29 protein-coding genes are annotated in these 26,807 nt (G+C 67.7%); 20 read left to right on the forward strand and 9 right to left on the reverse strand.

Annotated features, from left to right (window positions below):
- Positions 1–66: 66 nt before the first annotated feature.
- The 16 genes from QZ647_RS07960 (at position 67) to hisG (ending at position 15,815) form a co-directional block, all read left to right on the forward strand.
- Complete coding sequence (locus QZ647_RS07960; RefSeq protein WP_291271647.1) at positions 67–1,422, forward strand: PhoH family protein; 1,356 nt, start codon at positions 67–69, stop codon at positions 1,420–1,422.
- 9 nt (positions 1,423–1,431) lie between these two features.
- Positions 1,432–1,983 (forward strand): hypothetical protein, encoded by a 552-nt coding sequence (locus tag QZ647_RS07965; protein WP_291271648.1) that lies wholly within the window; start codon positions 1,432–1,434, stop codon positions 1,981–1,983.
- An 89-nt stretch (positions 1,984–2,072) separates the two neighbouring features.
- Positions 2,073–3,272 carry a tyrosine--tRNA ligase gene (gene tyrS, locus QZ647_RS07970; RefSeq protein ID WP_291271649.1) on the forward strand — a complete coding sequence of 400 codons (1,200 nt, stop codon included), beginning with the start codon at positions 2,073–2,075 and terminating at the stop codon, positions 3,270–3,272.
- Entirely contained in the window at positions 3,269–4,915 is a 1,647-nt protein-coding gene (locus QZ647_RS07975) for a DUF4388 domain-containing protein (RefSeq protein WP_291271650.1), read from the forward strand. Before tyrS ends, QZ647_RS07975 begins: the two co-directional genes overlap by 4 nt.
- A gap of 134 nt (positions 4,916–5,049) precedes the next feature.
- Positions 5,050–5,895: an SPOR domain-containing protein gene (locus QZ647_RS07980; RefSeq protein ID WP_291271651.1), complete on the forward strand. Its 846-nt coding sequence runs from the start codon at positions 5,050–5,052 to the stop codon at positions 5,893–5,895.
- Positions 5,864–6,568 (forward strand): IspD/TarI family cytidylyltransferase, encoded by a 705-nt coding sequence (locus QZ647_RS07985; RefSeq protein ID WP_291271652.1) that lies wholly within the window; start codon positions 5,864–5,866, stop codon positions 6,566–6,568. Before QZ647_RS07980 ends, QZ647_RS07985 begins: the two co-directional genes overlap by 32 nt.
- Before the next feature lie 124 nt (positions 6,569–6,692).
- A complete protein-coding gene (gene lpxC / locus QZ647_RS07990; protein WP_291271653.1) occupies positions 6,693–7,601 on the forward strand; it encodes a UDP-3-O-acyl-N-acetylglucosamine deacetylase in 909 nt (302 codons plus the stop codon).
- A gap of 68 nt (positions 7,602–7,669) precedes the next feature.
- Positions 7,670–9,049, forward strand: a complete 1,380-nt coding sequence (gene hisD, locus QZ647_RS07995; protein WP_291271654.1) for a histidinol dehydrogenase — start codon at positions 7,670–7,672, stop codon at positions 9,047–9,049.
- Positions 9,050–9,130: 81 nt separating this feature from the next.
- Positions 9,131–10,915, forward strand: a complete 1,785-nt coding sequence (locus QZ647_RS08000) for an aminotransferase class I/II-fold pyridoxal phosphate-dependent enzyme (RefSeq protein ID WP_291271655.1) — start codon at positions 9,131–9,133, stop codon at positions 10,913–10,915.
- The gene (gene hisB, locus QZ647_RS08005) at positions 10,912–11,496 is read left to right on the forward strand and encodes an imidazoleglycerol-phosphate dehydratase HisB (RefSeq protein ID WP_291271656.1); all 585 of its coding nucleotides are present in this window, start codon (positions 10,912–10,914) and stop codon (positions 11,494–11,496) included. Before QZ647_RS08000 ends, hisB begins: the two co-directional genes overlap by 4 nt.
- A complete protein-coding gene (gene hisH / locus QZ647_RS08010) occupies positions 11,493–12,128 on the forward strand; it encodes an imidazole glycerol phosphate synthase subunit HisH (RefSeq protein WP_291271657.1) in 636 nt (211 codons plus the stop codon). Before hisB ends, hisH begins: the two co-directional genes overlap by 4 nt.
- Positions 12,119–12,832: a 1-(5-phosphoribosyl)-5-[(5-phosphoribosylamino)methylideneamino] imidazole-4-carboxamide isomerase gene (locus tag QZ647_RS08015; RefSeq protein ID WP_291271658.1), complete on the forward strand. Its 714-nt coding sequence runs from the start codon at positions 12,119–12,121 to the stop codon at positions 12,830–12,832. Before hisH ends, QZ647_RS08015 begins: the two co-directional genes overlap by 10 nt.
- Positions 12,832–13,596: an imidazole glycerol phosphate synthase subunit HisF gene (gene hisF, locus QZ647_RS08020; protein ID WP_291271659.1), complete on the forward strand. Its 765-nt coding sequence runs from the start codon at positions 12,832–12,834 to the stop codon at positions 13,594–13,596. Before QZ647_RS08015 ends, hisF begins: the two co-directional genes overlap by 1 nt.
- Positions 13,586–14,209: a bifunctional phosphoribosyl-AMP cyclohydrolase/phosphoribosyl-ATP diphosphatase HisIE gene (hisIE, locus tag QZ647_RS08025; RefSeq protein WP_291271660.1), complete on the forward strand. Its 624-nt coding sequence runs from the start codon at positions 13,586–13,588 to the stop codon at positions 14,207–14,209. The genes hisF and hisIE overlap by 11 nt, the downstream gene beginning before the upstream one ends.
- Positions 14,209–15,177 (forward strand): ATP phosphoribosyltransferase regulatory subunit, encoded by a 969-nt coding sequence (locus QZ647_RS08030; RefSeq protein ID WP_291271661.1) that lies wholly within the window; start codon positions 14,209–14,211, stop codon positions 15,175–15,177. The genes hisIE and QZ647_RS08030 overlap by 1 nt, the downstream gene beginning before the upstream one ends.
- Complete coding sequence (gene hisG, locus QZ647_RS08035) at positions 15,174–15,815, forward strand: ATP phosphoribosyltransferase (protein WP_286355784.1); 642 nt, start codon at positions 15,174–15,176, stop codon at positions 15,813–15,815. Before QZ647_RS08030 ends, hisG begins: the two co-directional genes overlap by 4 nt.
- A 2-nt stretch (positions 15,816–15,817) precedes the next feature.
- Here hisG and QZ647_RS08040 read toward each other — a convergent pair whose 3' ends face one another.
- From QZ647_RS08040 to QZ647_RS08055, 4 genes are read right to left on the reverse strand one after another with little or no spacing between them, the layout of a single operon-like run.
- Positions 15,818–17,488 carry an N-acetylmuramoyl-L-alanine amidase gene (locus QZ647_RS08040; protein WP_291271662.1) on the reverse strand — a complete coding sequence of 557 codons (1,671 nt, stop codon included), beginning with the start codon at positions 17,486–17,488 and terminating at the stop codon, positions 15,818–15,820.
- Positions 17,476–18,024: a hypothetical protein gene (locus QZ647_RS08045; RefSeq protein ID WP_291271663.1), complete on the reverse strand. Its 549-nt coding sequence runs from the start codon at positions 18,022–18,024 to the stop codon at positions 17,476–17,478. Before QZ647_RS08045 ends, QZ647_RS08040 begins: the two co-directional genes overlap by 13 nt.
- A gap of 1 nt (position 18,025) precedes the next feature.
- The gene (gene rdgC, locus QZ647_RS08050; RefSeq protein WP_291271930.1) at positions 18,026–18,631 is read right to left on the reverse strand and encodes a recombination-associated protein RdgC; all 606 of its coding nucleotides are present in this window, start codon (positions 18,629–18,631) and stop codon (positions 18,026–18,028) included.
- A gap of 2 nt (positions 18,632–18,633) precedes the next feature.
- Positions 18,634–19,554, reverse strand: coding sequence for a protein phosphatase 2C domain-containing protein (locus tag QZ647_RS08055; RefSeq protein WP_291271664.1), 921 nt, complete (start codon positions 19,552–19,554; stop codon positions 18,634–18,636).
- 88 nt (positions 19,555–19,642) lie between these two features.
- On the opposite strand from QZ647_RS08055, the gene QZ647_RS08060 reads away from it, so the two are divergent.
- From QZ647_RS08060 to QZ647_RS08075, 4 genes are read left to right on the forward strand one after another with little or no spacing between them, the layout of a single operon-like run.
- Positions 19,643–20,665 carry an NAD(P)-binding domain-containing protein gene (locus QZ647_RS08060; protein ID WP_291271665.1) on the forward strand — a complete coding sequence of 341 codons (1,023 nt, stop codon included), beginning with the start codon at positions 19,643–19,645 and terminating at the stop codon, positions 20,663–20,665.
- The gene (locus QZ647_RS08065) at positions 20,662–21,531 is read left to right on the forward strand and encodes a 3-hydroxyacyl-CoA dehydrogenase family protein (RefSeq protein WP_291271666.1); all 870 of its coding nucleotides are present in this window, start codon (positions 20,662–20,664) and stop codon (positions 21,529–21,531) included. The genes QZ647_RS08060 and QZ647_RS08065 overlap by 4 nt, the downstream gene beginning before the upstream one ends.
- Positions 21,528–21,680, forward strand: a complete 153-nt coding sequence (locus QZ647_RS08070) for a hypothetical protein (protein WP_291271667.1) — start codon at positions 21,528–21,530, stop codon at positions 21,678–21,680. Before QZ647_RS08065 ends, QZ647_RS08070 begins: the two co-directional genes overlap by 4 nt.
- A 24-nt stretch (positions 21,681–21,704) precedes the next feature.
- On the forward strand, positions 21,705–21,905 hold the full coding sequence (locus tag QZ647_RS08075; RefSeq protein WP_286355776.1) for a hypothetical protein: 201 nt from the start codon (positions 21,705–21,707) through the stop codon (positions 21,903–21,905).
- Positions 21,906–21,970: 65 nt separating this feature from the next.
- On the opposite strand, the gene pilQ is transcribed toward QZ647_RS08075, so the two are convergent.
- Genes pilQ through pilM form a run of 5 tightly spaced genes read right to left on the reverse strand, consistent with a single transcriptional unit; the run spans position 21,971 to position 26,791 of the window.
- Entirely contained in the window at positions 21,971–24,028 is a 2,058-nt protein-coding gene (pilQ, locus tag QZ647_RS08080; RefSeq protein ID WP_291271668.1) for a type IV pilus secretin PilQ, read from the reverse strand.
- Positions 24,025–24,471 (reverse strand): hypothetical protein, encoded by a 447-nt coding sequence (locus QZ647_RS08085; RefSeq protein ID WP_291271669.1) that lies wholly within the window; start codon positions 24,469–24,471, stop codon positions 24,025–24,027. The genes pilQ and QZ647_RS08085 overlap by 4 nt, the downstream gene beginning before the upstream one ends.
- Positions 24,472–24,480: 9 nt before the next feature.
- On the reverse strand, positions 24,481–25,092 hold the full coding sequence (gene pilO, locus QZ647_RS08090) for a type 4a pilus biogenesis protein PilO (RefSeq protein ID WP_286355773.1): 612 nt from the start codon (positions 25,090–25,092) through the stop codon (positions 24,481–24,483).
- An 8-nt stretch (positions 25,093–25,100) separates the two neighbouring features.
- Complete coding sequence (locus QZ647_RS08095; protein WP_286355772.1) at positions 25,101–25,700, reverse strand: PilN domain-containing protein; 600 nt, start codon at positions 25,698–25,700, stop codon at positions 25,101–25,103.
- On the reverse strand, positions 25,697–26,791 hold the full coding sequence (gene pilM / locus QZ647_RS08100) for a type IV pilus assembly protein PilM (protein WP_366526142.1): 1,095 nt from the start codon (positions 26,789–26,791) through the stop codon (positions 25,697–25,699). The genes QZ647_RS08095 and pilM overlap by 4 nt, the downstream gene beginning before the upstream one ends.
- Positions 26,792–26,807: the final 16 nt, after the last annotated feature.

Genomic DNA, 26,807 nt, shown 5'->3' on the forward strand with positions numbered 1-26,807 from the left:
GCAGCCATTTTCACACCAATCCGAATCCGAATCCCAGCCGTGCAAGCCCGGCCGCTTGGTGGTAGGGTGCGTGCAGCCCTGGAGGTCTCTTTGGTCCCGCCATCCAGCAAGAAAGTCTTCGTCCTGGATACGAATGTCCTCCTGCACGATCCGAACTCCATCCTCCATTTCCAAGAACACGATGTGGTGCTGCCCATCGTGGTGATCGAGGAAGTGGATCACTTCAAGAAGGATCAGACTGAAATCGGGCGGAACGCCCGTACGGTTTCGCGCATGCTGGACAAGCTTCGGGCCAGCGGGAGCCTCAGCCGGGGCGTGCCCCTGGAGGGTGGCGGCTCCCTCAAGGTGGATGTGGAGAACCATCCCCTGGACATCGGCATCCTGTCCGCGGACAAGCACAAAGCCGACAACCAGATCCTGGCCTGTGCCAAGCAGCTCCTCACCACCTGCAAAGAGAAGGTGGTCCTGGTCACCAAAGACACCAACCTCCGCATCAAGGCCGATGCCATCGGCATCCTGGCCGAGGACTACACCACCGACCGGGTGGAGATGGACGAACTCTACACCGGCCACAAGTCCTGGGAAGTGGATCCCGCCAAGGTGGACCTGCTCTATGACGGCGGCCTCCAGCCCGACCCTGAGCTGCAACTCGAACCCAACCAGTTCCTAACCTTGGTGGACCAAACCAACCCCAGCCACACCGCCCTGGCCCGGTTCATGGCCGGCGAGGGGCTCCTGCGCCCCCTGAAGCGCATGGAGGCCTGGCCCTGGGGCATCAAGCCCAGGAACCGCGAACAGCAGTTCGCCATGGAGCTGCTCCTGGATCCCAATGTCCAGGTGGTCACCCTCCTGGGCAAGGCGGGCACCGGTAAGACCCTGCTGGCCATTGCCGCGGGCCTCCAGCAGGTGGTGGATGACGAGTCCTACGACAAGATCCTCGTGAGCCGCCCGGTCATGCCCATGGGCCGCGACCTGGGTTACCTGCCCGGCGACATCAGTGAAAAGCTGCGGCCCTACATGCAGCCCATCTACGACAACCTCGAGTTCATCGTGGGCGCCAACACCGAGGCCCGGAAGCGCACCACCATGACGGCGGGCCAGCTGGAGGAGGCGGGCTACCTCAGCGTGGAGCCCCTCACCTACATCCGGGGTCGCAGCATCCCCAAGCAGTACCTGGTGGTGGACGAGGCCCAGAACCTCACGCCCCACGAGGTCAAGACCATCCTCACCCGGGCTGGCGAAGGCACCAAGGTCATCTTCACGGGCGATCCGCATCAGATCGACAACCCCTATGTGGACGCCAGCACCAACGGCCTGAGCTTCCTGGCGGAACACTTCAAGCACCTCGATGTTTCCGGCCATGTCACCCTGATGAAGGGCGAGCGCAGCAAGCTGGCCGAGCTCGCGAGCAACCTGCTGTAGGAGGCCGCCATGGCTGACTCTTCCTGGGACAACGGCGGCCACGGCGTTCCGCTCAAGACCGGCCTGCCCCTCTGGGGCAAGATCGCCCTGGGCTGCGGCATCGCCTTCCTCGTCGCCCTGGTGACCTGCGTGGGCGGGGTGGCGTTCATCGCCAACAAGGTCAAGAAGGACCCCGAAGGCTTCAAGCAGAAGGCCATGAACCTCGTAGCCGACAAGGTGCGCCCGGACTGGGAGGACTTCCGCGCCGTGGTGGAGCAGCTGCGCACTCCCGAGGGCTGCCGCGCCCTCTACGCCGCCAACCCGGGACTGGCGAAGACCTGGGCGACGGAATCCGATTTCCTGCAGGCATCCTCCAAGTGGCAGAAGGATCTGGCCCCCGTCCCCGATCTGACCCCAGAGCTGATGGATCATCAGGGGCTCCGCATCAACCATGATTTCGGAGGCAAGGTGGAGGTGGGTTGGAGCCCGAAGTCGGGCCCCGCCGTCTATGTCACCTTTGAAGGAGCCCGGAAAGCCGGTGACACCGGTCCGCGGCGGGTCACGGGGCTCGATGTCCGCTGAAGGCGGCCTTCGCGGATTTGGGGCAGGATCCGCGCCGATCCGCGCCGATCCGCATTGAGCCCGCGGGCTTTTTCCGCCAAGATTCAAGCATGACCGCAGCTTCCGGATCCGTATCTGACGCCCTCGCCCTGCTCATGAAGGGCACTGTGACCTGCCACAAGGTGGAACAGCTGGAGGCGAAGCTGAAGGAAGGCAGGCCCCTGCGGATCAAGGCGGGCTTCGATCCCACCGCGCCGGATCTGCATCTCGGCCATGGCGTACTCATCCGCAAGATGGCCCAATTCCAGAAGTTGGGCCACGAGGTCACCTTCCTCATCGGCGATTTCACCGGCCTCATCGGCGATCCCACCGGCAAGAAGGCCACGCGCCCGCCCCTGTCCCGAGAGGAAGTGCTGGCCAACGCCGAAACCTACAAGGCCCAGGTCTTCAAGATCCTGGATCCTGAGAAGACCAAGGTCCGCTTCAACAGCGAATGGCTGGAACCGCTCCACGGCGAGCAGTGGATCCGCCTGGCCTCGCGCTTCACCGTGGCCCAGATGCTCGAGCGCAACGACTTCGCCAAGCGCATGGACGCCCGCGAGCCCATCTCCCTCCACGAACTGCTCTACCCCCTGACCCAGGCCTATGATTCCGTGGCCCTCCAGGCCGATGTGGAACTGGGCGGCAACGATCAGCTGTTCAACCTCATGCAGGGCCGCATCCTCCAAGAGGCGTCGGGCCAGAAGCCCCAGGTGGTGCTCACCGTCCCCCTGCTGCTGGGCCTGGATGGCGTCGAGAAGATGTCCAAGTCCCTGGGCAACTACATCGGCTTCATGGAGGACGCCGACACCCAGTTCGGCAAGGCCATGAGTGCCAGCGACGCCCTCATGTGGGACTGGTACCTGCTCCTGACGGACAAGCTGCCCGCCGAGATCGAGGCCCTCAAGCAGGGCCACCCCATGGACGCCAAGAAAGCCCTGGCCCGGCAGATCGTGTCGGATTTCCATGGCGCCGCCGCCGGTCGCGAAGCCGAGGATCGGTGGGTCCGCCGCTTCTCCGAGCGCAGCCAGGAGGAAGCCCCCGAGGTCGCCGTGGCCCCCACGGACGGCGAGGTCCCCCTCAGCCGCCTGCTGGTGGACCGGGGCCTGGCCGCCAGCCGCAAGGAGGCCGAGCGCCTCCTCGGCCAGGGCGCCGTGAGCCTGGATGGCCAGAAGGTCGGGGAGGCCACCCTGCGGCTGGCGCTGCAGTCCGGCCAGTCCCTGCTGGTGAAGGTGGGCAAACTCAAGCTCGAGCGATGGGTGGTCACATGAGCCTTCCGGCCCTCAAGGATCTCTTCGCCCGGCACCGTGGCCGGGCCACGGGCCTGTGGCGCCTGGGCCAGGAGCCCCAGCGCACGGTATTCATCGAATCGGGCGATGTGGTCTTCGCCGTCAGCACCCACCCCCTGGATCGCCTGACCCACCTGCTGGTCGAGCGGGGGAAGATCACCCAGGCCCAACTCGACTACGCCATGGCCAACCTCAACCCGGCCATGTCCATCGGCAAGAACCTCATCGAGATGGGCTTCATCACCCAGCGCGACCTGCTGGATGTGGCCCGGGCCCAGGTGGAGCGGGTGGTCTGGGCCGGCATGGCCGAAGGTGCCGAAACCCCCACCTTTGAAGCCAAAGAGCTGGAGACCAACACCGTTCGACTGCCTTTCGACACCCCGGCCATGCTGTTGGCGGGGGTGCTGAACCTGCGCGACCGGGAGCGCCTGCTCGAGGAGCTGGGTCCCCTGAACCAGGTGGTGGTGCTTGAGGGCCGGCGCCACCAGGAGCTCACCCTGCCCCCAGACCTGGTCCGCATCCCCGGCCTCCTGGACGGTAGCCGGACCCTCATGGAACTGAGCCGCGAATCCGGGGTGGAGCCCTTTCGGCTCGGCGCCTTCGTGCTGTTTCTACGGGAGATGGGATGGGCCCGGCTCCACGAGCTGCCCCCTCTTGACCGCCGGGCGCTGGAGATGGCCCTGGACCCTCCCGAGGCGGCCATCACCCCCGCCCTGCCGGAATCCACCCCGACGCCCCCTTCGCTGTTCGCGGAAATCCACGCCAGCCAGCGGCCCACGACCAACCTGGAGCACCTGTCCGAAGCGCTGGACCAGCTGGGCCCCGAGGATGAGGTCGAGGATCCCTTCCCCCCCGACCCCGAGCCCGAACCCCGCCCGGTGCTTGCCGTCCCCATTCACCACGAGGCCGAAGGCAGCACGGAAAGCTCTGAGCCGCCGGAGCTTGAAGCAGCCTCTCCCTCCCGACGCCCCCTGGTGCTCCTTCTGCTTCTAGTGGCGGCCCTCGGGCTCTGGGGCGGTCTGCGCTGGTATAAGCAGAGGTCGGTCACTCGTGCGCTGGTCCCACCCAGCAGCCCCCTCAAGCCTGGGGCACCGGCCGAGAAGGCAAACCCACCCGCCCCAGACCCCGCCCCCAAAACCGAGGCCACCCCCCCGGCAGAGCCGCCGCCCCCAGCCGCCGAGGTCAAGGCCGGGACCAAGGCCGAGCCCAAGACCGAACCCAAGACTGCAACCAAGCCTGAACCGAAAGCCGATCCCAAGCCGACCGCGGTTCCTTCCAAGGTGGATCGTCTCCAGGCCATTCTGGACGGGAACTGGAAGCTGGCCCTCGCCCAGGGCGCCGGCCAGCGGAAGGCGATCCAGGGGAAATGGTCCCTCCGCCTGGAGATCGCCTGCCAGGGCAGCACCGTGCAACATGCGGCCAGCCTGCTGAAGGGTCTGGATCCGGACCTGTTCCTGGTGCCCATGGCCATGCGGGACGGACGCACCTGCTATCAGGTGTTCCTGGGGGCTTACGGCTCCGAGGCTGCCGCCAAGGACGCCGCGCGACGCTTGCCTGCCCCCTTCCTGGCCGAAGGCAACCGTCCCAAGCCCTTCCGAGTGGCCCAGATCCCCGATCGGCAGTAGTCATAAATCGTGCGACCGCTGTATATATACCAACTGTTATTTCAGATCCTTTACAAACGGCCTAGCGCCGACTATACTTTATATGTATATGAGGGGGTTCATTAATTCTGGCCCCCTGTTCTTTGTGGAGCCCGATGCTGTCGCCCTTCCCCCCCACCAACTGGAGCAAGGCCTGCGCGCTCTGGATCCACGAGATCCATGTCGCCTTCGATCCTCCAGTCCCAGTGGTGCCCGGAAAGGGTGGCCTCCTGAGGCTCATGCGCTGGAGCACGCCCCGGGTGGCGGTCCTGGTGGCCCTGAGCTTCACCCTCCACTGCACCCGCCCGCCGGCCTACCTTCCTTCTCCGACGGCTGGCCCCCTGGGGGGCGGCTCGTCGGCCGATGGCCAGGCTTATGTGGAAGAAGGCGTGGCCAGCTGGTACGGCGGCGATGGAGACGGATTCGCTGGCAGGCCAACGGCCAGTGGAGAAATTTTCGACCCTGAACAGTACACCTGCGCCCACCGCACCCTGCCCCTGGGCAGCTTCGTGGAGGTGGAGAACCTCGACAACCGCAAGCGGGCGGTGCTCCGGGTGAACGACCGTGGCCCCTTCGTCAAGGGCCGGGTGCTGGATCTGTCCAAGCGAGGTGCCCAGGACCTGGGTTTCGCGGGACAAGGCACCACCCGGGTCCGGATCCGGTCTGTGAACGCCATGGGTCTTCCCACGGCCCTCGATCCGGCCGTGGATCGCATCGATCCCTTCGTCGTGCAGGTTGCCGCCCTTTCGGATCCCAAGAACATCGACTCACTTACGCGCGAACTTGAAAACACCTTCGGGCCTGTCAGCCTCCAGGACACCGTCACCCGCGGCGGCCTGTCGGTGAAGCGTGTCCGGGTGGGAAGCTACACCAGCCGTCAGGAAGCCGAGCAGGCCGCCGAAGAAATCACCAAGCACCTGAAGGATCGCGGTGTCGAACCCTTCATCACCCGCCAGCACTGATCCCCCGCGTCCCTACCTGGTCATCCCGGCGGGAGGCCGGGGGCTTCGCATGGGCGGAGGCCTGCCCAAGCAGTTCCGCGATTGGGGCGGGCGGCCCCTGCTGCAAGCGACCGTCGAGGCCTTTCTGGCCCCAGGCATGCCCCATCTGGCCGGCATCGCCCTGGCGGTGCCCGAGTCCCACCTGGAAGAAGTCCGCGGCTGGTCCTTCAGTGCGCCCTGCTGGGTGGTGACCGGGGGCGGCACCCGGCAGGAGTCCGTGTGGGCGGCGCTGTCCGCCCTGCCCGAGGAACCCCTGGCCCCAGTGATGATCCACGATGCCGTGCGCCCCTTCCCCCCCTCGGCTCCCCTCTGGGAGGCCCTGGAGGCCCTGAACCGTTTTGATGGGGTGCTGCTCGGCGAGCCGTCCACGGACACCCTGAAGCGGGTGGATGCCCAGGGGCGCGTGCTGGGCACGGAGCCCCGGGAGGCCTTCTTCCGCGCCCAGACACCCCAGATCGCCCGGCTGGGCACCTGGCTCCGGGCCTTCCAGGCCGCAGATGAGGCCGGGTTCACCGCCACGGACGATGTGGCCCTCCTGGAGCGGCTGGGCCTTGCCGTGAAGCTGGTCACCAGCCCCGGCACCAACCTGAAGCTCACCACGCCCGAAGATTGGGACCGGACCCGCCCCCACTGATCCCTGACCACGGTGTGTGGTGGATGAACCCACATCTTTCCCTTTCTTGCGGTCACCCTAATATTGAAATAAATAAAGTAATAAAACGGCACAAATCTGGCTTTCCAATCTGCGAGGACGAACCATGCCCCGCAGCACCACTCCCCAGACCCTGAGCCGCGAGATCACCATCTCGGGCCATGGCCTGCATGGGAACCGCCCCTGTTCGGTGCGGCTGGTGCCGGTGGACGCCCCCACGGGCCTGGTGTTCATCCACACCCCCACGGGCACCGAGATTCCCGCCAAGGCCAGCCTGGCGGGCGACTTGGTGCTGTCCACCACCCTCTTGAAGGATGGCGTGCGCCTCCAGACCATCGAACACCTCCTGTCGGCCCTGTCCGGCCTGGAGGTCGAGCACCTCCGCATTGAGGTCGATGCCGAGGAACTCCCCATTCTCGATGGCAGCGCCGCCCCCTGGGTGGACGCCATCCTGCAGGCCGGCACGAAGGGCCTCCAGGGCCGTCGCCGGTTCCTCAAGATCACCCAGCCCGTCGAAGTGCGGAACGGGGATCGCTGGATTCGAGCCCTGCCTTTTGATGGCCTCCGCCTGCGCTATGTCATCGATTTTCCCATCCCCTCCCTGGGGCGGCAGAGCCGCGAGCTCAGCCTCACCCCCGAGAAATACCGCCGCGAGCTGGGTGCCGCCCGCACCTTCTGCCTGGCCCAGGAGATCGACATGATGCGTTCCCGGGGCCTTGCGCTCGGGGGCAGCCTGGACAACGCTGTGGTCTTCGGCGCCGATGGGCCCCTGAACGACTCCCTGCGCTTCGAAGACGAAGCCGTGCGCCACAAGATGCTCGATCTGGTGGGCGACCTGGCCCTCCTCGGCGCGCCCCTGCTGGGCCTCGTGGAAGCCCACGCCGCCGGCCACGCCCTGCATGTCGCCCTGGTCCAGGCCATCCTGGCAAGCCCCAACTGCTGGGAGTGGACCGAGAACGCCGAGCCCGCCAATGTGCAGTTCTTCTTCCATCCCCTCGTGGCCCAGCCCGCCTGAGGGCCCAGCTAGGGATTGGGCGGCCCAGCGGGATTTCCAGTTGCCGTTCCCCATTCCGTGCTGCCAGGATGGATCCTTCACCCAACGAGGTGCATAGGTGTTACTTCATCTCCATCAGTGACCTGACGAACCGGGCGGATGTGCCCGGGTGGGTGGCCGCACTGGCCCGAAGCGGAGAGATGGAAGAGGACACCCGGAAGGCCGTGGCGGCCATCCTGGGCGATGTGCGTCGGAACGGCCTGTCGGCCACAGTGGACTGGACCGCTCGCCTGGATGGCGTTCGGCTGGACCCTACGGCCCTCGGCATCCCGGCTTCGGCACTCGAGGCGGCCCGCACGGACCTGGACCGGAATCAGCCGGGCCTCATGGCCGCCTTGCGGGAGATGATCGCGAATGTGCGCCGTTTCGCGGAGGGCCAGCGCGACTGCTTGCGCGACCTGGAACTGCCCCTCCCCGGGGGGGGCACCGTCGGCGAGCGCTGGTGCCCCCTGAAGACCGCGGGCGTCTACATCCCCGGCGGCCGGGCCTTCTACCCCTCCACCCTCGCCATGACGGTCATCCCCGCCCAAGTGGCCGGTGTGGCGCGCATCGTGGGCGTCACCCCTCCGAGGCCCGAGCCCACCCTGCCGGGTGCCTGGGGGATCGACCCGCTGGTGCTGGCCTGCGCGGCGGAACTGGGTCTGACGGAACTCTATCCCTTCGGCGGGGCCCAGGCCCTGGGCTGGCTGGCCTACGGTGAGCCCGCGGTGGATCTCGTCGCAGGCCCCGGAAACCGCTTCGTGGCCGAGGCCAAGCGGCAGCTGATCGGCACCTGCGGCATCGATGCCCTGGCGGGGCCCACGGAGCTGCTGGTGATCGCGGACGGCAGCGCGGACCCCGCCTGGGTGGCCGAGGACCTGCTGGCCCAGGCCGAGCACGATCCCGATGCCGCCGCCGTGCTGGTGAGCGCTGACCGGGCCCTGCTGCAGGCGGTGGCCGCGGAGCTTCAAGCGCGAGTGGCCGCCTCCCCCCGGCGGTCCGTCCTCGAACAGAGCCTGGGCACCCACGGACGCCTGGTCTGCGCGGAGCGCGAGCTGGCCATCGCCCTGGCCCAGGCCTGGGCCCCGGAGCACCTCGAGCTCTGCGTCTCCGACCCCGAAGCCTGGCTGCCCGCGCTCACCGCCGCAGGTGCCCTGTTCATCGGCAACGCCAGTGCCGAGGCCTTCGGCGACTACGGTGCAGGACCGAACCATGTGCTGCCCACCAACCGCAGCGCCCGCTACACCAGCCCCCTGGGCGTGGCCACCTTCCTCAAGCGCCAGAGCCTGCTGCGCCTTGCTTCCTCCGATGCCGCGGCCATGGCCCCCTGGGTGGAACGGCTCGCGGAAGCCGAAGGCCTCGTGCACCACGGCCGCAGCGCGGCGCTCCGCGCGGCCGGCGCCGGCCTCCCCGCTCATCATCGCCCCTAGGGAGCGCCTCTTCGCCGAGCGCTCCGCATCGCTTCTTCACCCGGAAGCCTGGTTTTCTCCTACCCTCATCCCGAGTTCCCCATGTCCCTGCTCCGACCCGACCTGTCCGACCTGCCCGCCTACCGGCGGCCTCCCGAGCCCCCCACCGGCCTGCGCCTGCACATGAACGAGGCGGCCTCGGACTGGCCCGAGGCCGCGCGGGAGGCTCTGCTGACGCGGCTCAGGGACCTGCCCTTCCACCTCTATCCCGAGCGGCAGGACGAACTCACGGAGCGGCTGCGGAAACGCGTGGGCGCGCCAGAGAACGGCCTGCTGCTGGGGCCCTCCAGCGGCGCCCTGCTGGACCTGGTGGCCACGGCGGGCCTGAGCGCCGGCGATGCGGTGGCCATCCCCGATCCCGGCTTCAGCCTCTATCCCATGCTGGTGCGGCGAAACGGCGGTCAGGTGCGGGCCATCCCCCAGGGCACCAGCTTCTCCCTGGAGCCCTGGTTCAGCGCCCTCGACTGCCGCCAGATCTGGCTCACCCTGCCGAACAACCCCACCGGCGCCTGGATCTCCCCGGCAGCGCTGGAACCGCTGCTGGAAGCCGCCGCGGCCCGGCCCGAGCCGCCCCTGGTGGTGATCGACGAGGCCTACGCGGAGTTCGCCCCCGCCACGCACCGCCTGGCGGTGGACCGCTACCCGAACCTGGTGCTGCTCCGCACCTTCAGCAAGGCGCTGGCCTCCGCCGCTTGGCGCATCGGCTACCTGCTGGGCGATCCCGCCCTGGTCGCGAAGCTCGCCGCGCTGCAGCTGCCCTACTCCCTGACCGCCGCCAGCCTGGAGGCGCTGGATGTGGCCCTCGATTTCGCCGCCGAATTCGAGCCCGCCGTGCGCGCCCTGCCCGACCGCCGCGACCGCCTCTCCGCGGCGCTGCCGGCTCACCGGGCGGCCCCCAGCGCCGCCAACTTCCTGCACCTGTCCCCGGATCCCTCGCCCCTCCTGGAAGCCGCCGGGATGAAGGTGCGCCGCCTGCCCGGCACCGATGCGGCCCGCGTCACCCTCGGCACGGAGGCGGACACCCAGCGCGTCGCCTCGGCGCTCGGCGGCTCGCTGCCCGCCCCGGCCCCCCGGCCCCGCCGCCGCCTGCTGGTCCTGGACATCGACGGCGTCCTCATTGATGCCGACCGCAGCTTCCTGGAAGCGGTGGGCCGCGCCCTGGCCGACCTGCGCCCGTCCCTGGCCTGGTCCGAGGGGACCTACCGGGCCTTCAAGCGCCTGGGGGGCTTCAACAACGATTTCCGCCTCGCGGCGGGCGCCCTGGCTCTGGCCGAAGCCTTCGGAGACGGGGATCTTCAGGCCCTTGTCGAAGGCGCCGCCGGCCGGGGCTTCCCGCAGCTCGAAGCCCGCATCCAGGCGCTCGAACCCGCCGCCCAGGCCGCCGTCCAGAAACACTACGCCGACACCATCCAGCTGGAGCGGCCGCTGGCCTCGCTGGAGGACCTCCAGGCCACGGGCTGGGATCTGGCCGTACTGACCGGGCGTCCGCCGGAGGAACTCGAGCTGGCCTGGCGCGTGCTCGGCTTCCAGCTGCCGGCGGTCTGCGATGCCGCCCCCCATCTCCGTAAGCCCGAGCCTGCCGGGCTCCTGCAGCTGGCCGATGCCTTCCGGGCCGAGGAGATCCTGTTCGTGGGCGACACCGTCGACGATGCCTCCTGCCTGCGGGCGGCCGTGGCGGCGCGCCCCGAACTCGCCTGGCGGTTTGCGGCCCTGGGGCCGGATCGCGCCCGCTTCGCCGCCCTCCAGGATGTGCAGTCCGCGAGCCTGCGCGACCTTCTGCCGATGCTGAATCAGGCCCCGTTTTCCAATTGCCAGGAGCTGCCATGAGGACCGCCACCCTGCACCGCGCCACCGCCGAGACGGATGTGAAGGTCACCCTCCGCCTTGAGGGCGGGGAGGCCCGCATCCGCACCGGTCTCGGCTACTTCGACCACATGCTGCTGCAGCTGGCCAAGCACGGCGGCTTCGGCCTGGAGGTCGAGGCCCGGGGGGACCTGCCCGTGGACAGCCACCACCTGGTGGAGGATGTGGGCCTCTGCCTGGGTGACGCGCTGAAGGAGGCGCTCGGCGACCGCGCCGGCATCGTGCGCTTCGCCCATGCCTATGTGCCCCTGGATGAAGCGCTGGCCCGGGTGGTGGTGGATCTCTCGGGCCGTCCCTGGTGCGAATTCCACGCGGACCTGCCCCCCATCGTCCTCGGCGATGGGTTCCAGGTGGAGATGGTCCGCGAGTTCTTCATCGCCCTGGCCGTGCGCGGGGGGCTGGCCATCCACGCGGACCTTCTGCGGGGCGTGAACACCCATCACAAGGTCGAGGCCCTCTTCAAGGCCCTGGCCCGCGCCTTGCGCCAGGCCACGAGGACCGAGGGCGGCGGTGTGCCTTCCACCAAGGGGACCCTGTCCGCATGAGCACCATCACCCTCATCGACTACGACGCGGGGAACCTGGCCTCCCTCGAGGGCGCCCTCGAGCGCCTGAACCTGCCCTTCGTGCGGGCGGCGTCGCCGGATCAGGCCGCCGAGGCGGGCCCCATCGTGCTCCCCGGCGTAGGGCACTTCGAAGCGGCCCAGAAATCCCTGCGCGAGCGCGGCTGGTGGCGCGTGCTGCCAGGGCTGGTGGCCGAAGGACGGCCCCTGCTGGGCATCTGCCTGGGCCTGCAGCTGCTGGCCGAGGGGAGCGAGGAGGCGCCCCGCGCCTCGGGCCTCGCTTTGATTCCCGGCATCGTGCGGCGGCTGGGCCCCGGCGTGAAGGTACCCCACATGGGCTGGAGCCAGGTGCGCCAGAACTACCCCCACCCGGGCCTGCCGGATCCGAAGGACACCTGGCTCTATTTCGTCCACAGCTATGCCCTGGAACCCAGCGTAGAGACGGTCTGCATCGCGGACCACGGTCGGCCTTTCGCGGCCATCGAGGCCCGGGGCCATGTCATGGGCTTCCAGCCCCACCCCGAGAAATCCGGCGCCGCGGGGCTGATGCTCCTCCAGGCGGCCCTGGTCTGGATGGGCGCTGCCGCGCCCACACCGGAGGCGCCATGCAATTGATCCCGAGCATGGACCTCTTGCAGGGCCGCCTGGTGCGGCTCCGTCACGGCGATCCACAACAGGCCACCTTCTACGACCTGACGCCGGAGGCCTGGGTGGTGCGGCTGATCGCTGCCGGGGCCCGGCGCATCCACCTGGTGGATCTGGACGGCGCTTTCGGGAAATCGCGCCAGGGAGCCTTCACCCGGTTCCCGGAGCGGTTCCCTGAAGTCCGCTTCCAGCTGGGCGGCGGTCTCCGGGACCGCCAGGCCATCGAGGAGGTTCTCGGCTTCGGATTCGACGCCGTGGTGGGCACCCTGGCCGTGGAGCAGCCCACGGCCCTCCGGGGGCTGCCCGGGGATCGCATCGTCGCGGCCCTCGACCTCAAGGGCGATCGCATCGTCACCCGCGGCTGGCAGTCTTCCAGCGCCTGCGCCTCCACCGATGTCTTCGAGGCCCTGCTCACCCTCGGGTTCGACCGTGCCCTGGTCACCGATGTGAGCCGCGACGGAACGCTGGAAGGCCCCGGCGTGGAAGCGGCAGCCTGGGTGGCGGGGGAGGGATTCCGGGTCCAGGCCTCCGGTGGAGTCAAGGATCTATCCGATCTCGCTCCCCTGACGGAAATCCCCGGTGTGGTGGGCGCCATCAGCGGCAAAGCCCTGATGGAAGGCTTCATCCCGCTGGACGCCCCGCTCACCCGGGCCGCGCTGGAAGGAGGCGCCTGATGCCTGCCAAGCGCATCATCCCCTGCCTGGATGTGAAGCAGGGCCGCGTCGTGAAGGGCGTCCAGTTCAAGGATCTCCGCGATCTGGGCCACCCGGTGGACCTGGCCCGCCGCTACGACGCCGAAGGTGCCGACGAACTGGTCTTCCTCGACATCGCCGCTTCTCTGGAACAGCGCGGAACCCGCCAGGGGTGGGTGCGGGCAGTGGCCCACGAGCTGAGCATCCCGTTCACCGTGGGCGGGGGCGTCTCCAGCGTGGACGATGCCCGCGCCCTGCTGCGCGCAGGCGCGGACAAGGTGGCCATCAACACCGCCGCCGCCCTCCGCCCGGCCCTGGTCTCCGAACTGGCCGACGCCTTCGGGCGGCAATGCGTGGTCGCCGCCGTGGATGTGAAGCGCGATGAGGATCTCGGGTGGCGGGTGGTTCTGAAGGGCGGCACCGAGCCTACGGACCGGTCCGCCCTGGAGTGGCTGCAGGAGCTCAATGAGCTGGGGGCCGGCGAGATCCTGCTGACCTCCATGGATCGCGACGGCACCGGTGATGGTTTTGATCTGCCACTGCTCGAGCAGGCCGCCGAACTGCCCATCCCGCTCATCGCCTCCGGCGGCGCGGGCCTCGAAATCCATTTCCTGGAGGCCCTGGAGCACGGCGCGGACGCCGTGCTGGCCGCCACGCTCTTCCACGAAGGCATCCTGCCCATCGCCAGGCTCAAGGCCTACCTCGCCCAGAACGACATCTCCGTACGGATCTCCCATGACCTTTGATTCCCTCCGATTCGACGCCGACGGCCTCATCCCCGGCCTCGTGCAGAGCCGCACCGGCGAGCTCCGCATGATGGCCTGGCTCAACCGCGAGGCCCTCCGGCTCACTCTCGACACCGGCTTCGTCACTTTCTGGAGCCGCTCCCGACAGGCGCTGTGGGTGAAGGGTGAAAGCAGCGGCAACCGGCTGAAACTCGTCCAGATCCGCCCCGACTGCGATGCGGACGCCCTGCTCATCGTGGCCGATCCCGAGGGGCCCAGCTGCCACCGGGGCACAGAGAGCTGCTTTGACGGGGAGCCCTGGCCCGCCACCCTGCCCTGGCTGGGCCGACTGGAGGCCCTGCTGAAATCCCGGAAGGCCTCGGCGGACCTCAATGGCAGCTACACCCAGAAGCTCTTCGCCCAGGGCGTGGACCGCATCGCCAAGAAAGTCGTGGAGGAGGCGGGCGAAGTGATCCTCGCCGCCAAGAACGATGACCGGGAGGCCTTCCTCGGCGAGGCGGCGGATCTCCTGTTCCATCTGGAGCTCCTGCTCCTGGAGCGCGGCGCCAGCCTGCTCGAAGTCGTGGAAGTGCTCCACCACCGTCATGCGGACCGTTCCGGGGGGCCCGCCTGATGCCCGTCCGCACCCCCCACTTCCCCGACCTGCTCTTCGGCTCCGCCGCTCGCCTCCGCCGTTGGGAGGATGCCCTCATGGGCCTCCTCCAATCCCACGGCTATCGCGAACTCCATCCCTCGCTCGTGCTGCGGGAAGCCGTTCCAGAGGGCGCCCTGCGCTTCTTCGACGGCGATGACCTCGTGGCCCTGCGCTGGGACTTCACCGTGGCGCTGGCAGGCCTGCTGGCCCGGGGCTTCCCCGAGCCCCCGCCCCGAGTGGCCTACGCAGGCGCGGTCTTCCGCCGCCCGGTGCAGCCTTGGGAAGCCGTCGAGCGCTTCGAGGTGGGCTGCGAGCGCATCCAACCGGAGGGCGAAGCCTCGGCCGAGGCCGATGTGGAGCTGGCCCGCCTGCTCATGGCCATTCCCGGCTGTCTTGGCCTGAAGAGCGCCATCCTGCACCTGGGCAACGCGGCCCTGGTACGACGGCCCCTGGAGGCGGAGGGGCTGTTCGGGGCCCTCTCCGACGCCGTGGTGGCGGCCCTCTCGCGCCGCGCCCCCCACCGGGTGCGGGAGGCCCTGGATGGCCATCCTTCCGCCGCGCGGCTGGCCGCCCATGCCGAGGCCCTGCTGTCCGAGCTCGATGGCCCCGGCACCCTGGATGCCTTGGAATCGAGCCCCTATGCGGGTCTGCTGGAGGCCGAGCGGGAGCACATGGACCGAGCCCTCCAGGCCCTGCTGCCCATCCTCCCACCCAACCTCGAGCTGCGGGTGGACCTCGCCGATGTGGCGGGACTCGGCTTCTACACGGGCCCCACCCTGCGGCTCTGGGCCCCCGGCGCTCAGCAGGAACTGGCTGCGGGCGGGCGCTACGACCGCCTCTTCCCCGACCTGGGCCGCCCCTGGCAGGCCGCCGGATTCTGCGTGCGGCTCTCCCGCCTGCTCGACCTCGCCGACACCCGCCCTGACCTCTTCGAGGAGCCCCGATGACGCTCCAGACGCTGCTCATCGCCTTCCCCAAGGGCCGCCTCGGCGACGAGCTGGTGCCGAAGCTCGCGGGCACCCCCTTGGCCCTGGATGCCCAGGCCCTGAAATCCCGCGTGCTGCGCATCCCCACGGCCACGCCGGGCGTCGCCGCGCTGCTCCTCAAGGGCGCCGACCTGCCCCGCTATGTGGCGGCCGGCGTGGCATCCCTCGGCATCGTGGGCTCGGACACCCTGGACGAGCTGGACATGGATCTGCTCGAACTGGCGGATCTCGGCTTCGGCGCCTGCCGTCTGTCCCTCTGCGCCCAGGCGGGCATCACGCTGGACGCCCTGCGCGCCAAGCCTCACCTGCGCCTCGCCACCAAGTTCCCCAAGGCCACCGAGGCCTGGCTCACCCGGGAGGGCCTCACCGCCGAGCTGGTGCCCCTCAGCAGCAGCGCCGAACTGGCACCCCTGCTGGGCCTGGCGGATGCCATCGTGGACCTCGTGCAGACCGGCGGCACCCTCAAGGCCCACGGCCTGGTGGAAACGGCCGTGCTGGGTCGGTCTTCCGCCCGCCTCGTGGCCGCCCGCGGGGCCTACCTCAGTGAACCCGGGCGCATCCGGCCCCTGGCGGATCTGCTGATGGCGACCCTGCGCTGAGCCTATTTCCGGTAGTACGCCCGAATCGCGTTAACGACCGCAGCCGCGTAGCGTTCGCGAAACTCGGGATCACGAAGGTTGGCCGCATCATCCTCGTTCGTGAGGTTGGCCACTTCGATCAAGGCCTTGGTGGCGCCCGTGCTGTAGCGGATGACGGCGGGGACCCACTTTCCGCCGCCCCGGTAGATGACATTGCGGATGGGACGGTTGGCGTGGACGGGGATGCGGTCCCGGTGCAGCGCGTTCAAGAGGGCCTCGGAGAACTGCCGGCTGCGGGCCTCCCCCTGCAGTTTCTCCCGCCCGGTGAAGGCCACGCGGGAGGAGCGCCTCCCCTCGGCCACGCGGGCGGTCTTCGCGCCGCCGAGGGCGAAGGTCGTGGGCACCAGGGCCGCGCCGGGAACATAGATCATCGAGCCCCGGGCCGAGGGGTGGAGGCTGTCGGCGTGGAAGCTCAGAAACAGCGTCTTCTGGGCGTCGCCCTTGGTCCGGCGGAAGGCGGCGAAGAGGTCGTTGGCCAGCACCCATCGCAGGTGGACGCTCACGGCTGAAGGGCTCTCCCCATCCACCGCGAAGGGCGGGCTGGTGAGGATCTCCGCGGTGCGGCTAGGGGTCCGGATCAGCTCGCGGCTCTTGAGTCCAAGGCCGGGATAGAGAATGGTGCTGCTCACCTGGGCCTCGGTCTCCTGTTCCAGAAGACGGCGGACGCGCATGGCGATGTCGTAGACGAAATCGGACTCCCACAGGCCGTTGGCCCGGGCGCCGGGGTCCACACCCCCATGGCCGGCATCCAGCACGATCCGCACCCCCTTGAGCTTGGGACCGGCCTCTACGCGCACGGTGCGACGGACCTCGGCTCGGATCTCACGATCCTCCGCCAGCCCCGAGCTGCCTTCGGACTGAAACGGGTCGGCCAGGAAGGCGACGGGGATCTTGATGAGCTGACCGGGCTGGATGCCGCGCACATCGGCGATGCCGCTGCGCTTGGCGATGCGGTCCGCCAGTTCACTCACGCCCTTGGGATCCACCCGGTCGGTGTAGCGGATGACCACGCTCGAGTACAGCGCCTCGCCCTTGCGCATGCGGTAGGCCGCGTACTTGCCCTGCGCGTCCTCGCCGAACGCGAGCAGCCCGCGGTAGGCCGCCACCCGTGCCTCGTCGTCCAGGTCGTCCTCGGGCTGGGAGCGGTCGGGCCCCCGCCCGGTGCCGCCCAGATCCACCGACAGGAGGCTGCGCGGGATTCGCCAGGTGTCCCCATCCCGCAGCTTCTCCGGCAGGTCCGGATTCTCGGCCATGAGGCGGTCGTAATTCTGGCCATGGCCCGTGAACAGGGCCGCCAGGGTCCAGACCGATTCCACTTCGGGGTGACGGATGATGTGGCGGACTTCACCCTGGCGCCACTGGTCCTCCGGGAACAGCGCGGCCAGAGCCCAGCGCTTCCCTTCGGGGCTCAGGCCTTCGAAAGGCACCCACCCGCCCGGATCCACGCCCTTGGCCAGAAAGGCCCTCGGCAGGGCCTTTCCTTCGACGCTCAGGCCCTTCTTGAACTGGAAGCGGAGGAGGATGGCCCGTCCCTCGGGCGTCCGCGCGTGGGCCAGGATGGGCGCGGGCTCCTGCGCCGCCGCGGCGAAGGCCACGGGCACCAGCAGAAGGCTCCGGCCGATCAGGCCTCCCACGGTGCTTCGCCCGCAGGCAGGGCTTCGCCGGATTTGCCGGCGCGCACCCAGGTCCGCAGTGATTCCTGGAGGCTCTGGGGGTCTTCGGCACGCGCGCGGAGGAACAGCTTCAGGCGGCGCTCCAGATGGCCCGCCCCCTCCTCCAGCAGGAAGAGCCGATCGTGGAGACGCTCGTGAGGCGCCTTTCCGGTGCTGGGGGGCAACTTGAGCGTGCCCATGTCCAGGGTGGCAGCGTTGAGGGTGAAGACCCACTCCAGGTCGCCCGAGAGCAGGCGCAGCTTCATCTTCGTCGGGCGCATGCCCCGGCTGAGGGCCTCGAAGGCCTCGCGGCTCTCGGCGGGGCTGCCCTTGCGAAGGGAGATCTCCTTCACCTCGCCCCGCTCCGAGGCCAGCTGGATGGCATCATCCACGAAGCAGCCGGAACCATCGCCGTCTTCGCCGCTGGCGCCGCCCTCGACGGAACTCCGCATCCACAACCACAGCAGGAACTCCTCGCCGAGGAAACGCCCCTGTTCCATGAGTTCAAGAGGCTTCATCTCAGGCTTCCTCGAGTTCGAGATCCAGCGGATCCAAGGCCATCAGGGCTTCCACGGGCAGCTCAGGGCAGAGCCGCCCCGACAGCACCAGGGGCGCCAGGGGATGGATCTCGCAACCGAACGATTTGATGAAGAGGGTCGTCAACGCACCCTGGGCCTTGCTGGACGAGGCCGTCGTCCAGAGGATGCCGCCTTTCAGGTCCCAGGCCACTTCCACCACCTTGGGCGTGGGCAGGACCTTGCGCAGCAGTTCCTCCTTCACTTCATCCTGCAGGGATATGCGCGCTTCCTTGCCGATGAAGGCCAGGTCTTTCTCCTTCTGGAGGGTCTGGAGGCGAAGATCCATATGGGCCTTCAGCAGCGTCGGGGGAACGCGGCGCGTATCGATGCGCAGGCCCAGGACGGCGAAGCGCTCCTGGCTGACCCAGTCGGGGTCCGGCGGCGTGATCAGCGGATTCCGCCAATCGCACCAGCCCATGCGCTCTTCGTCCACCCCATCCTGGAAAGGGCGGAACTGGTCCTGTTCGAGCCCGGCCTGCAGGTCCTTGGGATCCGGGACCGGCCCCAGAACCAGGAAGCGTTTGAGGGACACAGTCCCCTGGAGCATGCTCACGAGGCACCCCCTCCGAAAAGCCCGCGTAGGCGGTCCCAAAATCCGCGACCTGCGGTCTGGGCCTGGGGATGCGCCAGATCGAGGGGTTCACCCGGCCCGGGAAGGGGCAGACCGGGATCATTGAGAACGAGGACGACGCCCGTGACATTGTCCCGAGCGCCGTGCGCGATGGCCTCCTCCAGGAGCCGCTCGAGGCCGTGCCTAGGGCTGGGACTCTGGCCCAGCACCAGGCCAATGCGCTCATCGGTCACCTCGCCGTGAAGGCCGTCCGAGCAGCAGAGCAGGCGGTCACCCCGGCGAAGGACGAGGCGGGACAGGGCCACCCGGAGCGGCTGGGGTGAGCCCAGGGCCTGGGTGATCATGTTCCGCTGAGGGTGGGTCCTGGCCTGTTCGCGGGTGAGGGTGCCCTGGGCCACCAGGTCGTTCACCAGCGTCTGGTCCTCAGTGATCTGGTGCAGCACGCCCTGCCGCAGCAGGTAGGCCCGGGAATCACCGATCTGCGCCATGTAGGCGCAGCCATTCCAGAGCACGGCGGCGGTCAGCGTAGAACCCATGCCCCGGGCCGTGCGGTCATCGTCGGAGTAGCGCAGCACGGCATCGCTGGCCTTTTCCACGGCCGATTCCAGGGCCTTGAGCAGATCCGCCTCCCGGCCCTTGCCGGGCGCCAGGCGGCCCCAGTGCCCGAAGAGATGCAGCGCCACCGCGGCCAGCCCCTCGCGGCTCGCCACCTCGCCAGCCGCCGCGCCGCCCATGCCGTCCGCCACGGCCACGAGCAACCCCGGTTCGCCCACCTTCAGGGGCTGGGCCGGGCCGTTGATGATGGGCTCCTCGCCGTCCAACGCGCTGAGGAGGTAGGCATCTTCGTTGTTCCTCCGGACCTTGCCCGGATGGGTGATGGCGGCGTAATCGATCAGCATGAGGGGAAGACGGCCCTGACGGGAGGCGGAGTGCGGTGAGGTACGGGAAGCCCTTTCCGTTCATCATAGCGGGTGGAGGGGGGAATCCATGGACGAAGGACCTGCGGACGCGGATCTTCTGGACCTGCTCATCGTGGGGGCGGGGCCCGCGGGGATCGCCACCGCCGTGGAGGCCCGGCAGGCTGGCATCCAGCGCATCATGCTGCTGGAGAAGGGACCGAACCATAGCTTCTCCATCGAGAAGCTCTACACGCCCGGCAAGCGGGTGGACAAGGTCTACCTGGGCCAGGAGATCGATTGCGAAGGTGCCGTGTGCATCGTGGATGGCACCCGGGAGACCGTCCTGGAGACCCTGGACGGGTTCGTGCGGCAACACGGGCTGGAGGTGCAGAGCGACACCGAAGTCGCGAGCATCGCGCCCATGGAAGGGGGCGGATTCGAGGTGTTGGATGCCCGCAACACCCGATACCGGGCCCGGACGGTGGTCATTGCCATCGGCGTCTACGGGCGCCCCAACAGGCCCGACCACCCCATTCCGTCCAGCTTGAAAGGCCTGGTCCATTTCGACCTCACCGAGGAGATCCCTGCCGGGGAGAGCGTGCTGGTGGTGGGGGGTGGGAACACCGCCCTGGAGTATGTGGAATACCTCTATGGAGAGCGCCCGGTGACCCTGGCCTACCGGGGGGCCGAGTTCACCAAGGCCAATGGTGTGAACCAGCGGATTCTCCAGAACCTGGAGGCCGCAGGCCAGGCCGCGGTCTGGCGGAACGCCGGCATCGCCGCGCTGCGGGATGCCGGTGAGGCGCCCCGCATCGAAGCCACCTTCAAGGACGGCAGGATCGCCCGGTTCCACCATGTCCTGTTCGCCTTGGGGGGTACCACGCCCGAGGGGTTCCTCCGGCAGGCGGGGGTGGAGCTGGATGGCAAGCACCCGCGGGTGGACCACCGCTTCCACTCCACCGTCCCCGGCCTCTATCTGGCCGGGGACTTGGTGGCTGGCGGCAAGGGCTCCATCGTGAAGGCCTTCAACACTGGCCGCGCCGTGGTGTGGGAGGGGCTCTGCCGGGACCACCTGGAATGCCGCATCCCGGGCACCGGGGAAAAACCTTGACGGGCCCCCTGGCCATTCTCGGCCCCGGCGTCCTCGGCCTTTCCACCGCCCAGTGGGCCGCCGAATGCGGTGTGGAGGTGCGTCTACTCGGCCGGGACTCGGACCATGCCCAGCGCGGCCTGCGCCAGGTGGAAGGCCGATGGGCCACCGCCACGAGGAAGGGTCTCCTGACCCCTGCCGAGGTCGACCAGGCCCGGGGCCGGATCCGAGCCGAGGCCTTCGGCCCCCGGGCCCTGGATGGGGCCTCCGCGCTGCTGGAGGCCCTTCCCGAGGCCATGGACGGTAAAGCTGTGGCTCTGGCCTCGGCAAGAACCTGGGGGCCTCCGGACCTATTGCTGCTCTCCGGCACCTCCGCCCTGCCCATCTCGGACCTTGCCGAGGCCGCTGGACTCCAGGGCCGGTTGTTGGGCTTCCATCTCTTCGTCCCAGTCTCCCGGATGGGCGTGGTGGAGATGGCGGTACCCGCCGGAATGCCGGAAGCGCTGGTCTTCCAGGCCCAGGCCCTCGGCCGTTCCCTCCGCAAGCGTGTGGTGATCGTGAAGGACCAACCCGGCTTCGCCGCCGCCCGCATGGCCTTGGTCCAGGGCCTGGAGGCCATGCGGCTCCTGGAGGCCGGCGTGGCCACGGCCCAGGATCTGGATGCCCTGATGACCCTCGGATATGGCCACCCGGTGGGGCCCCTCGAGCTTTCAGATCGCGTCGGCCTCGACCTGCGTCTCCGCATCACGGAGGGCCTGTTCCAGGCTTCCGGGGACCCGCGCTTCGCCCCACCGGAGCTTCTTCGGAAGAAGGTGGCCCAGGGCGAAACCGGACGCGCCGCCGGGCAGGGATTCTTCCCATGGGATGCGCAAGGGAGGCGCCTGTGAACACCCCCGTCCTCATCGCCTGCGGGCTGGTCATCCTGTTCGTGATCTATGTCGCATATCGGATCGGCCAGGTCCTGCTGCGGGTCTTCGTGGGCCTGGCCGCGCTGGCTCTGGTAAGCTGGGGGCTCTGGAACCTCTTCCATTCCTGAATTCCCAGCCTTCGAGGAGCAAGCATGGCCGCCATCTCCTGCACCCACTGCGGCGCCGATCTGACCGCCCCCCAGAGCGTGCGCATTGCCGAGTACCATTTCGGTCGCCTGGAGAAGGTCGCCGAAGATCCCGGGTTCAAATACCACTTCGAGCAGGCGGACAACTACACCATCCTCTGCAATAGCTGCAAGCGCCTCGTCCGCACCCTCCCCATCGCCAAATAATTCCTTCTTCGTTCCACCTAAAGCAACGGCCCCAATTGGGGCCGTTGCTTTAGGTGGAGAAGGACCTATTGGCGGAGCACCCGCGGCGTGATGAAGATCAGCAGTTCGCTGTTCTTTTCGGCCTTGGTGTCTTTGCGGAAGAGGAATCCGAGGAGGGGGATCTTGGACAGGAAGGGAACGCCTGCCTGGCCCTGCGTGGAGTTGGTGACATACACGCCGCCCAGCACCGCCGTGCCGCCATCCCGAACCAGCATCTGGGTTTCCAGGGCCTTGCGAAGGATGGTGGGAGTCCCTTGCACCGTGCGGCTGAAGTCGGCTTCCGCCTTCTCCAGCTTGATGTCCATGATGATGGTGCCCTCGTTGGTGATCTGGGGCGTGACATCCAGCTGCAGGTTCGCATCCACGAAGGCCACGGTGATCGCGCCGCCCTGGGCGCCACCCTGCTGGGTGGGATAGGGGATCTTCTCGCCGCTGAGGATGGTGGCCTTCTTGTTGTTCTGGGTCACCACCTTCGGAGACGACACGATCTTCACGGTGCCGTTGGATTCCAGGGCCTGCAGCACCGCGTTGATGCTGAAGCGGTTGCTGAGGAAGGACAGCCAGATCTCGCCGGCGGGAGCCGCCAGGGAGGTTACGCCATCCTTGCCGGGGGCCCAGGCAACGGCCGCCTGCTGACCCGATGCGGGCCGGTTGAAGCCCTGAACGCCGTTCCAGAAGGGAGACTGGGTGCCAACCCAGGGGGTGCCCGTCGAACCTGTTCCGCCGGTGATCGAGGCAGCACCACTGTTGGCCGTGGGCCACTTGACCCCGAATTCCCGCTGCCAGTCCTTGTTGGCCTCGACGACGCGGGCTTCGATCTGAACCTGCTGGATCTGCACATCGAGGGTCTGGAGGAGGTCGTCGATCAGGGAGATGTTGCGCGGCAAGTCGGTGATGATGAGCGTGTTGGTGCGGTCATCCAGAATGGCGGAGCCGCGCTTGGTGAGCATCTCCTTGAGGATCTTCTGGACCTCCCCGACCTTCGCGTAGGAAAGGGGACGGGTGATGGTCTGAAGCTCGCCGGACAGGGCCTTCGTCTCCTCGAGCTTCTTGCGCTCCTCCTCTTCCTTCTGGAGCTTGTCCATCTTGGCGACGCGCATCACCCCGTTCTGGATTTCCTTGCCGAGGCCCGCGTTCTTCAGGACCACATCCAGCACCTGATCCCAGGGAGTGTCCGTGAACTTGATCCCGAGATTGCCCTGCACATCGGGATCCATCACGAGGTTCAGCTTCCCGGTGTCCGCGAGGATCCGCAGGAAGTCGCGGATCTCGGTGTTCTGGAGGTCGATGGTGATCTTGGCCCCGGTGTAGCGGGTGGTGGTCTCACCCAGGGTCCGCCCGGTCCGGGACTGGGAGGGTGCCGCGGCATGCGGCTTTTCGGCCTCGGGCACCTGGACTGCCTCCGGGCTCGCCACCGGCAGGGCCGTCGAGGCCGCCAGCTGGGGGAGAATCTGGAAGCCGCCGCCAAAGGCAGGCAGGCTGGCCAAGGGCTTGACGGATGAGGAGGCGGAAGCCGAGGCGGCAGGTGCCATCACCGGAGAAACGGTGACCGGGGCGGAGGCGACGAGCGTCTCGGCAGGAACCGGCAGCAGCCGTGCGGGTGCCGCAGGAACGAAGGAGCCTTCGAGGCGGGCCTGCACGCGGCCCTCACCGGGGGTCAGCACCAGCTGGACACCATTGGGGCCGGAACCGACGACCACCTGGGTCCCAGGGGCGACTTCGAGCACCAGGCGCGTCACTGGCTTGGGCGAGGTCGCGAACTGGGCCAGGCGGGCCTTCTGGATCAGGGGATGGGACAGGAGGAGCAGGTCCTTTTTGGTGACGGCAGAGCCGCGATCAACGCCAGGCAGATCCAGAACCACGCGGAGCGGATTGGAAAAGACCTGGACGCCCGGCTGAGCGGACATCCCGGGGATGCCGAGCGACACCTTGGCGCCCGGGCCGGCGGACTCGAGGATCGCCGAAACCAGGGTGGCCTTCGAGATCGAGGTTTCGGCGGCCGGCGAAGCAAGGAGGGATCCCGTGTGGATCCCCGCCAGGACCACGCCCCCTGCAACCAGCAAGGAACTCAGGCGAGCATTCATCGTTTACCCTCCTCACGCTTGAACGTCTTCGTGATGGTGCGGAATACAGAACGGTTGGTGGTGTTCAATTCCCATTGGTGGAAAGTCACCGATTTATCGGAAATGCTGGTGATTTCCCCATCTTTGAATCGATGGCCCACGGGAAGCCATCGGACATTGCCGCGGCTGTCCGAAACGATGGCGAAATTCTTGCCATCTTTCCGGATCATCCCCTTGACCGCGATGTCTTCGATGACATCGAGCGCGTCGACGGGCCGCTCGTCGCTGGGGGCGGAGAAGGGATCCCGGAGGATGGAGGGCTTGTAGGGGGTGATCTTGACGATCGCCACATCCTGGGGGACCGGCTCGGCACCCGGGGACTCAGCCTGCTTGGCGGCAGGACCGGCCTGGGCACTCAGGAGGGTGCCGGTGAGAAGGGGGAGGTACAGGAGTCTCTGGATCATGGCTGTTCCTCAATCCTCCTTGGCGCCGCCCTTGGGAGCCGGAGCCGGGGTGGGCTTCTTGACGGGCTCGGCCGGGGGAGGTTCGGGGTTGTAGACGAAGGCACTGATCGTGCACTTCACCGCGGCCGGATAGACGCTGCGGTTGTCGGTCTTGCGGGTGAACTCGATGTTGGAGATGTTGATGATCTTGTCGTACCCCGAGATCAGCGAAGCGAACTGACCGAAGGAGTGGTACCCCACCCGGAATTCGAATTCCACTGGCTTCTCGGTGTAGTAGGTGTCCTTCCGTTCCGGCTTGAGGGCGAACGAGACCTGATCGATGCCGGCATCATCGGCAATCTTCTTGATGCGGTAGGGGATTTCACCGTAATCCGCTTCTGAAGGCATGATCTTGATGAGCTCGTCGATGCGCTTGTCCTGCTTGGCCACTTCCTCGCGGAGCTTTTCGTAGTTGGCCTTCAGGAGCTTGCCCTTGTCCACCTCGGCCTGAAGGGTGTTTACATCGGCCCGGATGGTCTCCAGTTCGCCCCGTTTCCCACCGAGCAGGAAGTAGACCAGCCCGGCCAGAACGATGCCGGCCACCGCGCCCACGCCAATCTGTTTCTGAAGTTGGGGATTCATGGCCTGCCTCAGACAGCGTTCTGGAGTTCGAAGGAGATCGTGAAGTCGAAGGAGCCGGTGCTCCCCCGTTTCGCGCCAGGGTAGTTGATCTTCTTGAACCAGCGGGTGCGGGACTGGAGGTTACCGTAGAAGGAGTTGATGGACTCGAAGTTCCTGCCCTCGCCCTCGATGGTGATGACGGCCCCCTTCTGGGAGACCTTCTTGAACCACACATCGTCCGGCAGGCTGCTCGCGAGCTCTTCGAGGAAATGCACCGGCAGCGACTGCTGGCGCTTGAGGGCGGTCATCACCTCTTCCTTTTTCTGGAGGGCGGCCTTCTTGTCCCGGAAGGTCTTTTCCAGGGCGATGTAGGGTTCATAGAGCTTCTTGTCGCGTTCTAGCTCGGCCTTGTGCTTCTCGGCCTTGGTGAACTCGCTGTTCAGCCAGATGTAGTAGATGCCACCGAAGGCCGCGAACAGAAGGCCGACCACCACGCCCGCGATGGGAAGGCTGGAGCGGCTTCCGCCCTCGCCCGTATAGATCTGGACCGGCTCAGCCGCAGCCTTGTCCGCTCCCTTTTTGGCCCCGCCCTGAGCCAGCGCGTCACCCAGCAGGTTGATCTTGATCATCGGTCCCCCACTTGGCGCAAGGCCAGCCCGACGACAACGGCAGCGCCGCCGCCGATCTCCCGGACCGTGACGGGATCCTCGGTCCGGCCGTCGATTTCGATGAGCTGGAAGGGATTGAAGCGATCCACCGATACCCGGAGCCGATCGCTCAGCACATCCATCAATCCGTGGATCATGGAGCCCCCGCCGCTGACCAGCACGCGGTCGAGACGGTCCACCTTGAAGCTGCTCTTGAAGAAGTCGAGCGTGCGGCTGAGCTCATCGGCGAAGGCATCGGACACCGCGTTGATCGAAGGCTGGATCTCCTCCGGCTCCCGCCCCTCGGAGGCCTGGTTCCGCTTCAGCCGCTCGGCCGCTTCACGGCTCACGCCCCAATCCTCCATGAGCTTTTCGGAGTAGCGGCCGCTGCCCCATGCCATGTCGCGCCAGAACACCGACTTCCCACCGACCATCATGGTGAGGTTGGTGAAGGTGGCGCCCATGTTGACCAGGGCGACAACCTCTTCCCGGCCCATGCCCGAAGTGTTGGCTTCGTAGGCGTTCTGGACCGCGAATACATCGACATCCACCACCTTGGGGCTGCACCCGGCCTGGGCCACGCAGCTGACATAGGCTTCGAGCTTGTCCTTCCGGCAGGCCACCAGGACGACATCCATGTTGCCGTCCGCCGCCCGCTCCTCGATGAGGTAGTAGTCCAGCGCGTAGGAATCCAGCCCCTGGCCGGCGGGGAAGAAGCTCTCCGCCTCCCAGCGGACGGATTCAGCCAATTCGGCCTGGCTCATCAGGGGAAATGTCACTTTTTTGACCATCACCTGTTGGCCTGACACTGAGATGGCCACATCCTTGGCCTTGATTTTCTGTTCTGCCAGAACCTGACGGATAGCCGACGACACAGCGTTGCTATCCATGATGTCGCCATCCACGATGGCGTCGGCCGGGAGGGGCACCTGCCCGAGCTTCTGCAGGCGGTAACGGATATTGCTGCCCTTCCCGATCTGCTGAAGTTCGCAGACTTTCACCGAGCTGGAGCCAATATCCAAGCCGACCAGACTTTTGGTTTTGCTTCCGAAAAGACCCACCGGACGCCTCACTTGGAGAATTTAGGTA

The organism is Geothrix sp., assembly GCF_020622065.1.
In the GTDB taxonomy this organism is placed as follows: Bacteria; Acidobacteriota; Holophagae; order Holophagales; family Holophagaceae; genus Geothrix.

Coding starts and splice junctions, on each gene's coding strand:
- QZ647_RS07965 (WP_291271648.1), top strand. CDS start 1,432: ATGGCTGACTCTTCCTGGGACAACGGCGGCCACGGCGTTCCGCTCAAG.
- tyrS (WP_291271649.1), top strand. CDS start 2,073: ATGACCGCAGCTTCCGGATCCGTATCTGACGCCCTCGCCCTGCTCATG.
- QZ647_RS07975 (WP_291271650.1), top strand. CDS start 3,269: ATGAGCCTTCCGGCCCTCAAGGATCTCTTCGCCCGGCACCGTGGCCGG.
- QZ647_RS07980 (WP_291271651.1), top strand. CDS start 5,050: ATGCTGTCGCCCTTCCCCCCCACCAACTGGAGCAAGGCCTGCGCGCTC.
- lpxC (WP_291271653.1), top strand. CDS start 6,693: ATGCCCCGCAGCACCACTCCCCAGACCCTGAGCCGCGAGATCACCATC.
- hisD (WP_291271654.1), top strand. CDS start 7,670: ATGGATCCTTCACCCAACGAGGTGCATAGGTGTTACTTCATCTCCATC.
- QZ647_RS08000 (WP_291271655.1), top strand. CDS start 9,131: ATGTCCCTGCTCCGACCCGACCTGTCCGACCTGCCCGCCTACCGGCGG.
- hisB (WP_291271656.1), top strand. CDS start 10,912: ATGAGGACCGCCACCCTGCACCGCGCCACCGCCGAGACGGATGTGAAG.
- hisH (WP_291271657.1), top strand. CDS start 11,493: ATGAGCACCATCACCCTCATCGACTACGACGCGGGGAACCTGGCCTCC.
- QZ647_RS08015 (WP_291271658.1), top strand. CDS start 12,119: ATGCAATTGATCCCGAGCATGGACCTCTTGCAGGGCCGCCTGGTGCGG.
- hisF (WP_291271659.1), top strand. CDS start 12,832: ATGCCTGCCAAGCGCATCATCCCCTGCCTGGATGTGAAGCAGGGCCGC.
- hisIE (WP_291271660.1), top strand. CDS start 13,586: ATGACCTTTGATTCCCTCCGATTCGACGCCGACGGCCTCATCCCCGGC.
- QZ647_RS08030 (WP_291271661.1), top strand. CDS start 14,209: ATGCCCGTCCGCACCCCCCACTTCCCCGACCTGCTCTTCGGCTCCGCC.
- hisG (WP_286355784.1), top strand. CDS start 15,174: ATGACGCTCCAGACGCTGCTCATCGCCTTCCCCAAGGGCCGCCTCGGC.
- QZ647_RS08045 (WP_291271663.1), bottom strand. CDS start 18,024: ATGAAGCCTCTTGAACTCATGGAACAGGGGCGTTTCCTCGGCGAGGAG.
- rdgC (WP_291271930.1), bottom strand. CDS start 18,631: ATGCTCCAGGGGACTGTGTCCCTCAAACGCTTCCTGGTTCTGGGGCCG.
- QZ647_RS08055 (WP_291271664.1), bottom strand. CDS start 19,554: ATGCTGATCGATTACGCCGCCATCACCCATCCGGGCAAGGTCCGGAGG.
- QZ647_RS08060 (WP_291271665.1), top strand. CDS start 19,643: ATGGACGAAGGACCTGCGGACGCGGATCTTCTGGACCTGCTCATCGTG.
- QZ647_RS08075 (WP_286355776.1), top strand. CDS start 21,705: ATGGCCGCCATCTCCTGCACCCACTGCGGCGCCGATCTGACCGCCCCC.
- pilQ (WP_291271668.1), bottom strand. CDS start 24,028: ATGAATGCTCGCCTGAGTTCCTTGCTGGTTGCAGGGGGCGTGGTCCTG.
- QZ647_RS08085 (WP_291271669.1), bottom strand. CDS start 24,471: ATGATCCAGAGACTCCTGTACCTCCCCCTTCTCACCGGCACCCTCCTG.
- pilO (WP_286355773.1), bottom strand. CDS start 25,092: ATGAATCCCCAACTTCAGAAACAGATTGGCGTGGGCGCGGTGGCCGGC.
- QZ647_RS08095 (WP_286355772.1), bottom strand. CDS start 25,700: ATGATCAAGATCAACCTGCTGGGTGACGCGCTGGCTCAGGGCGGGGCC.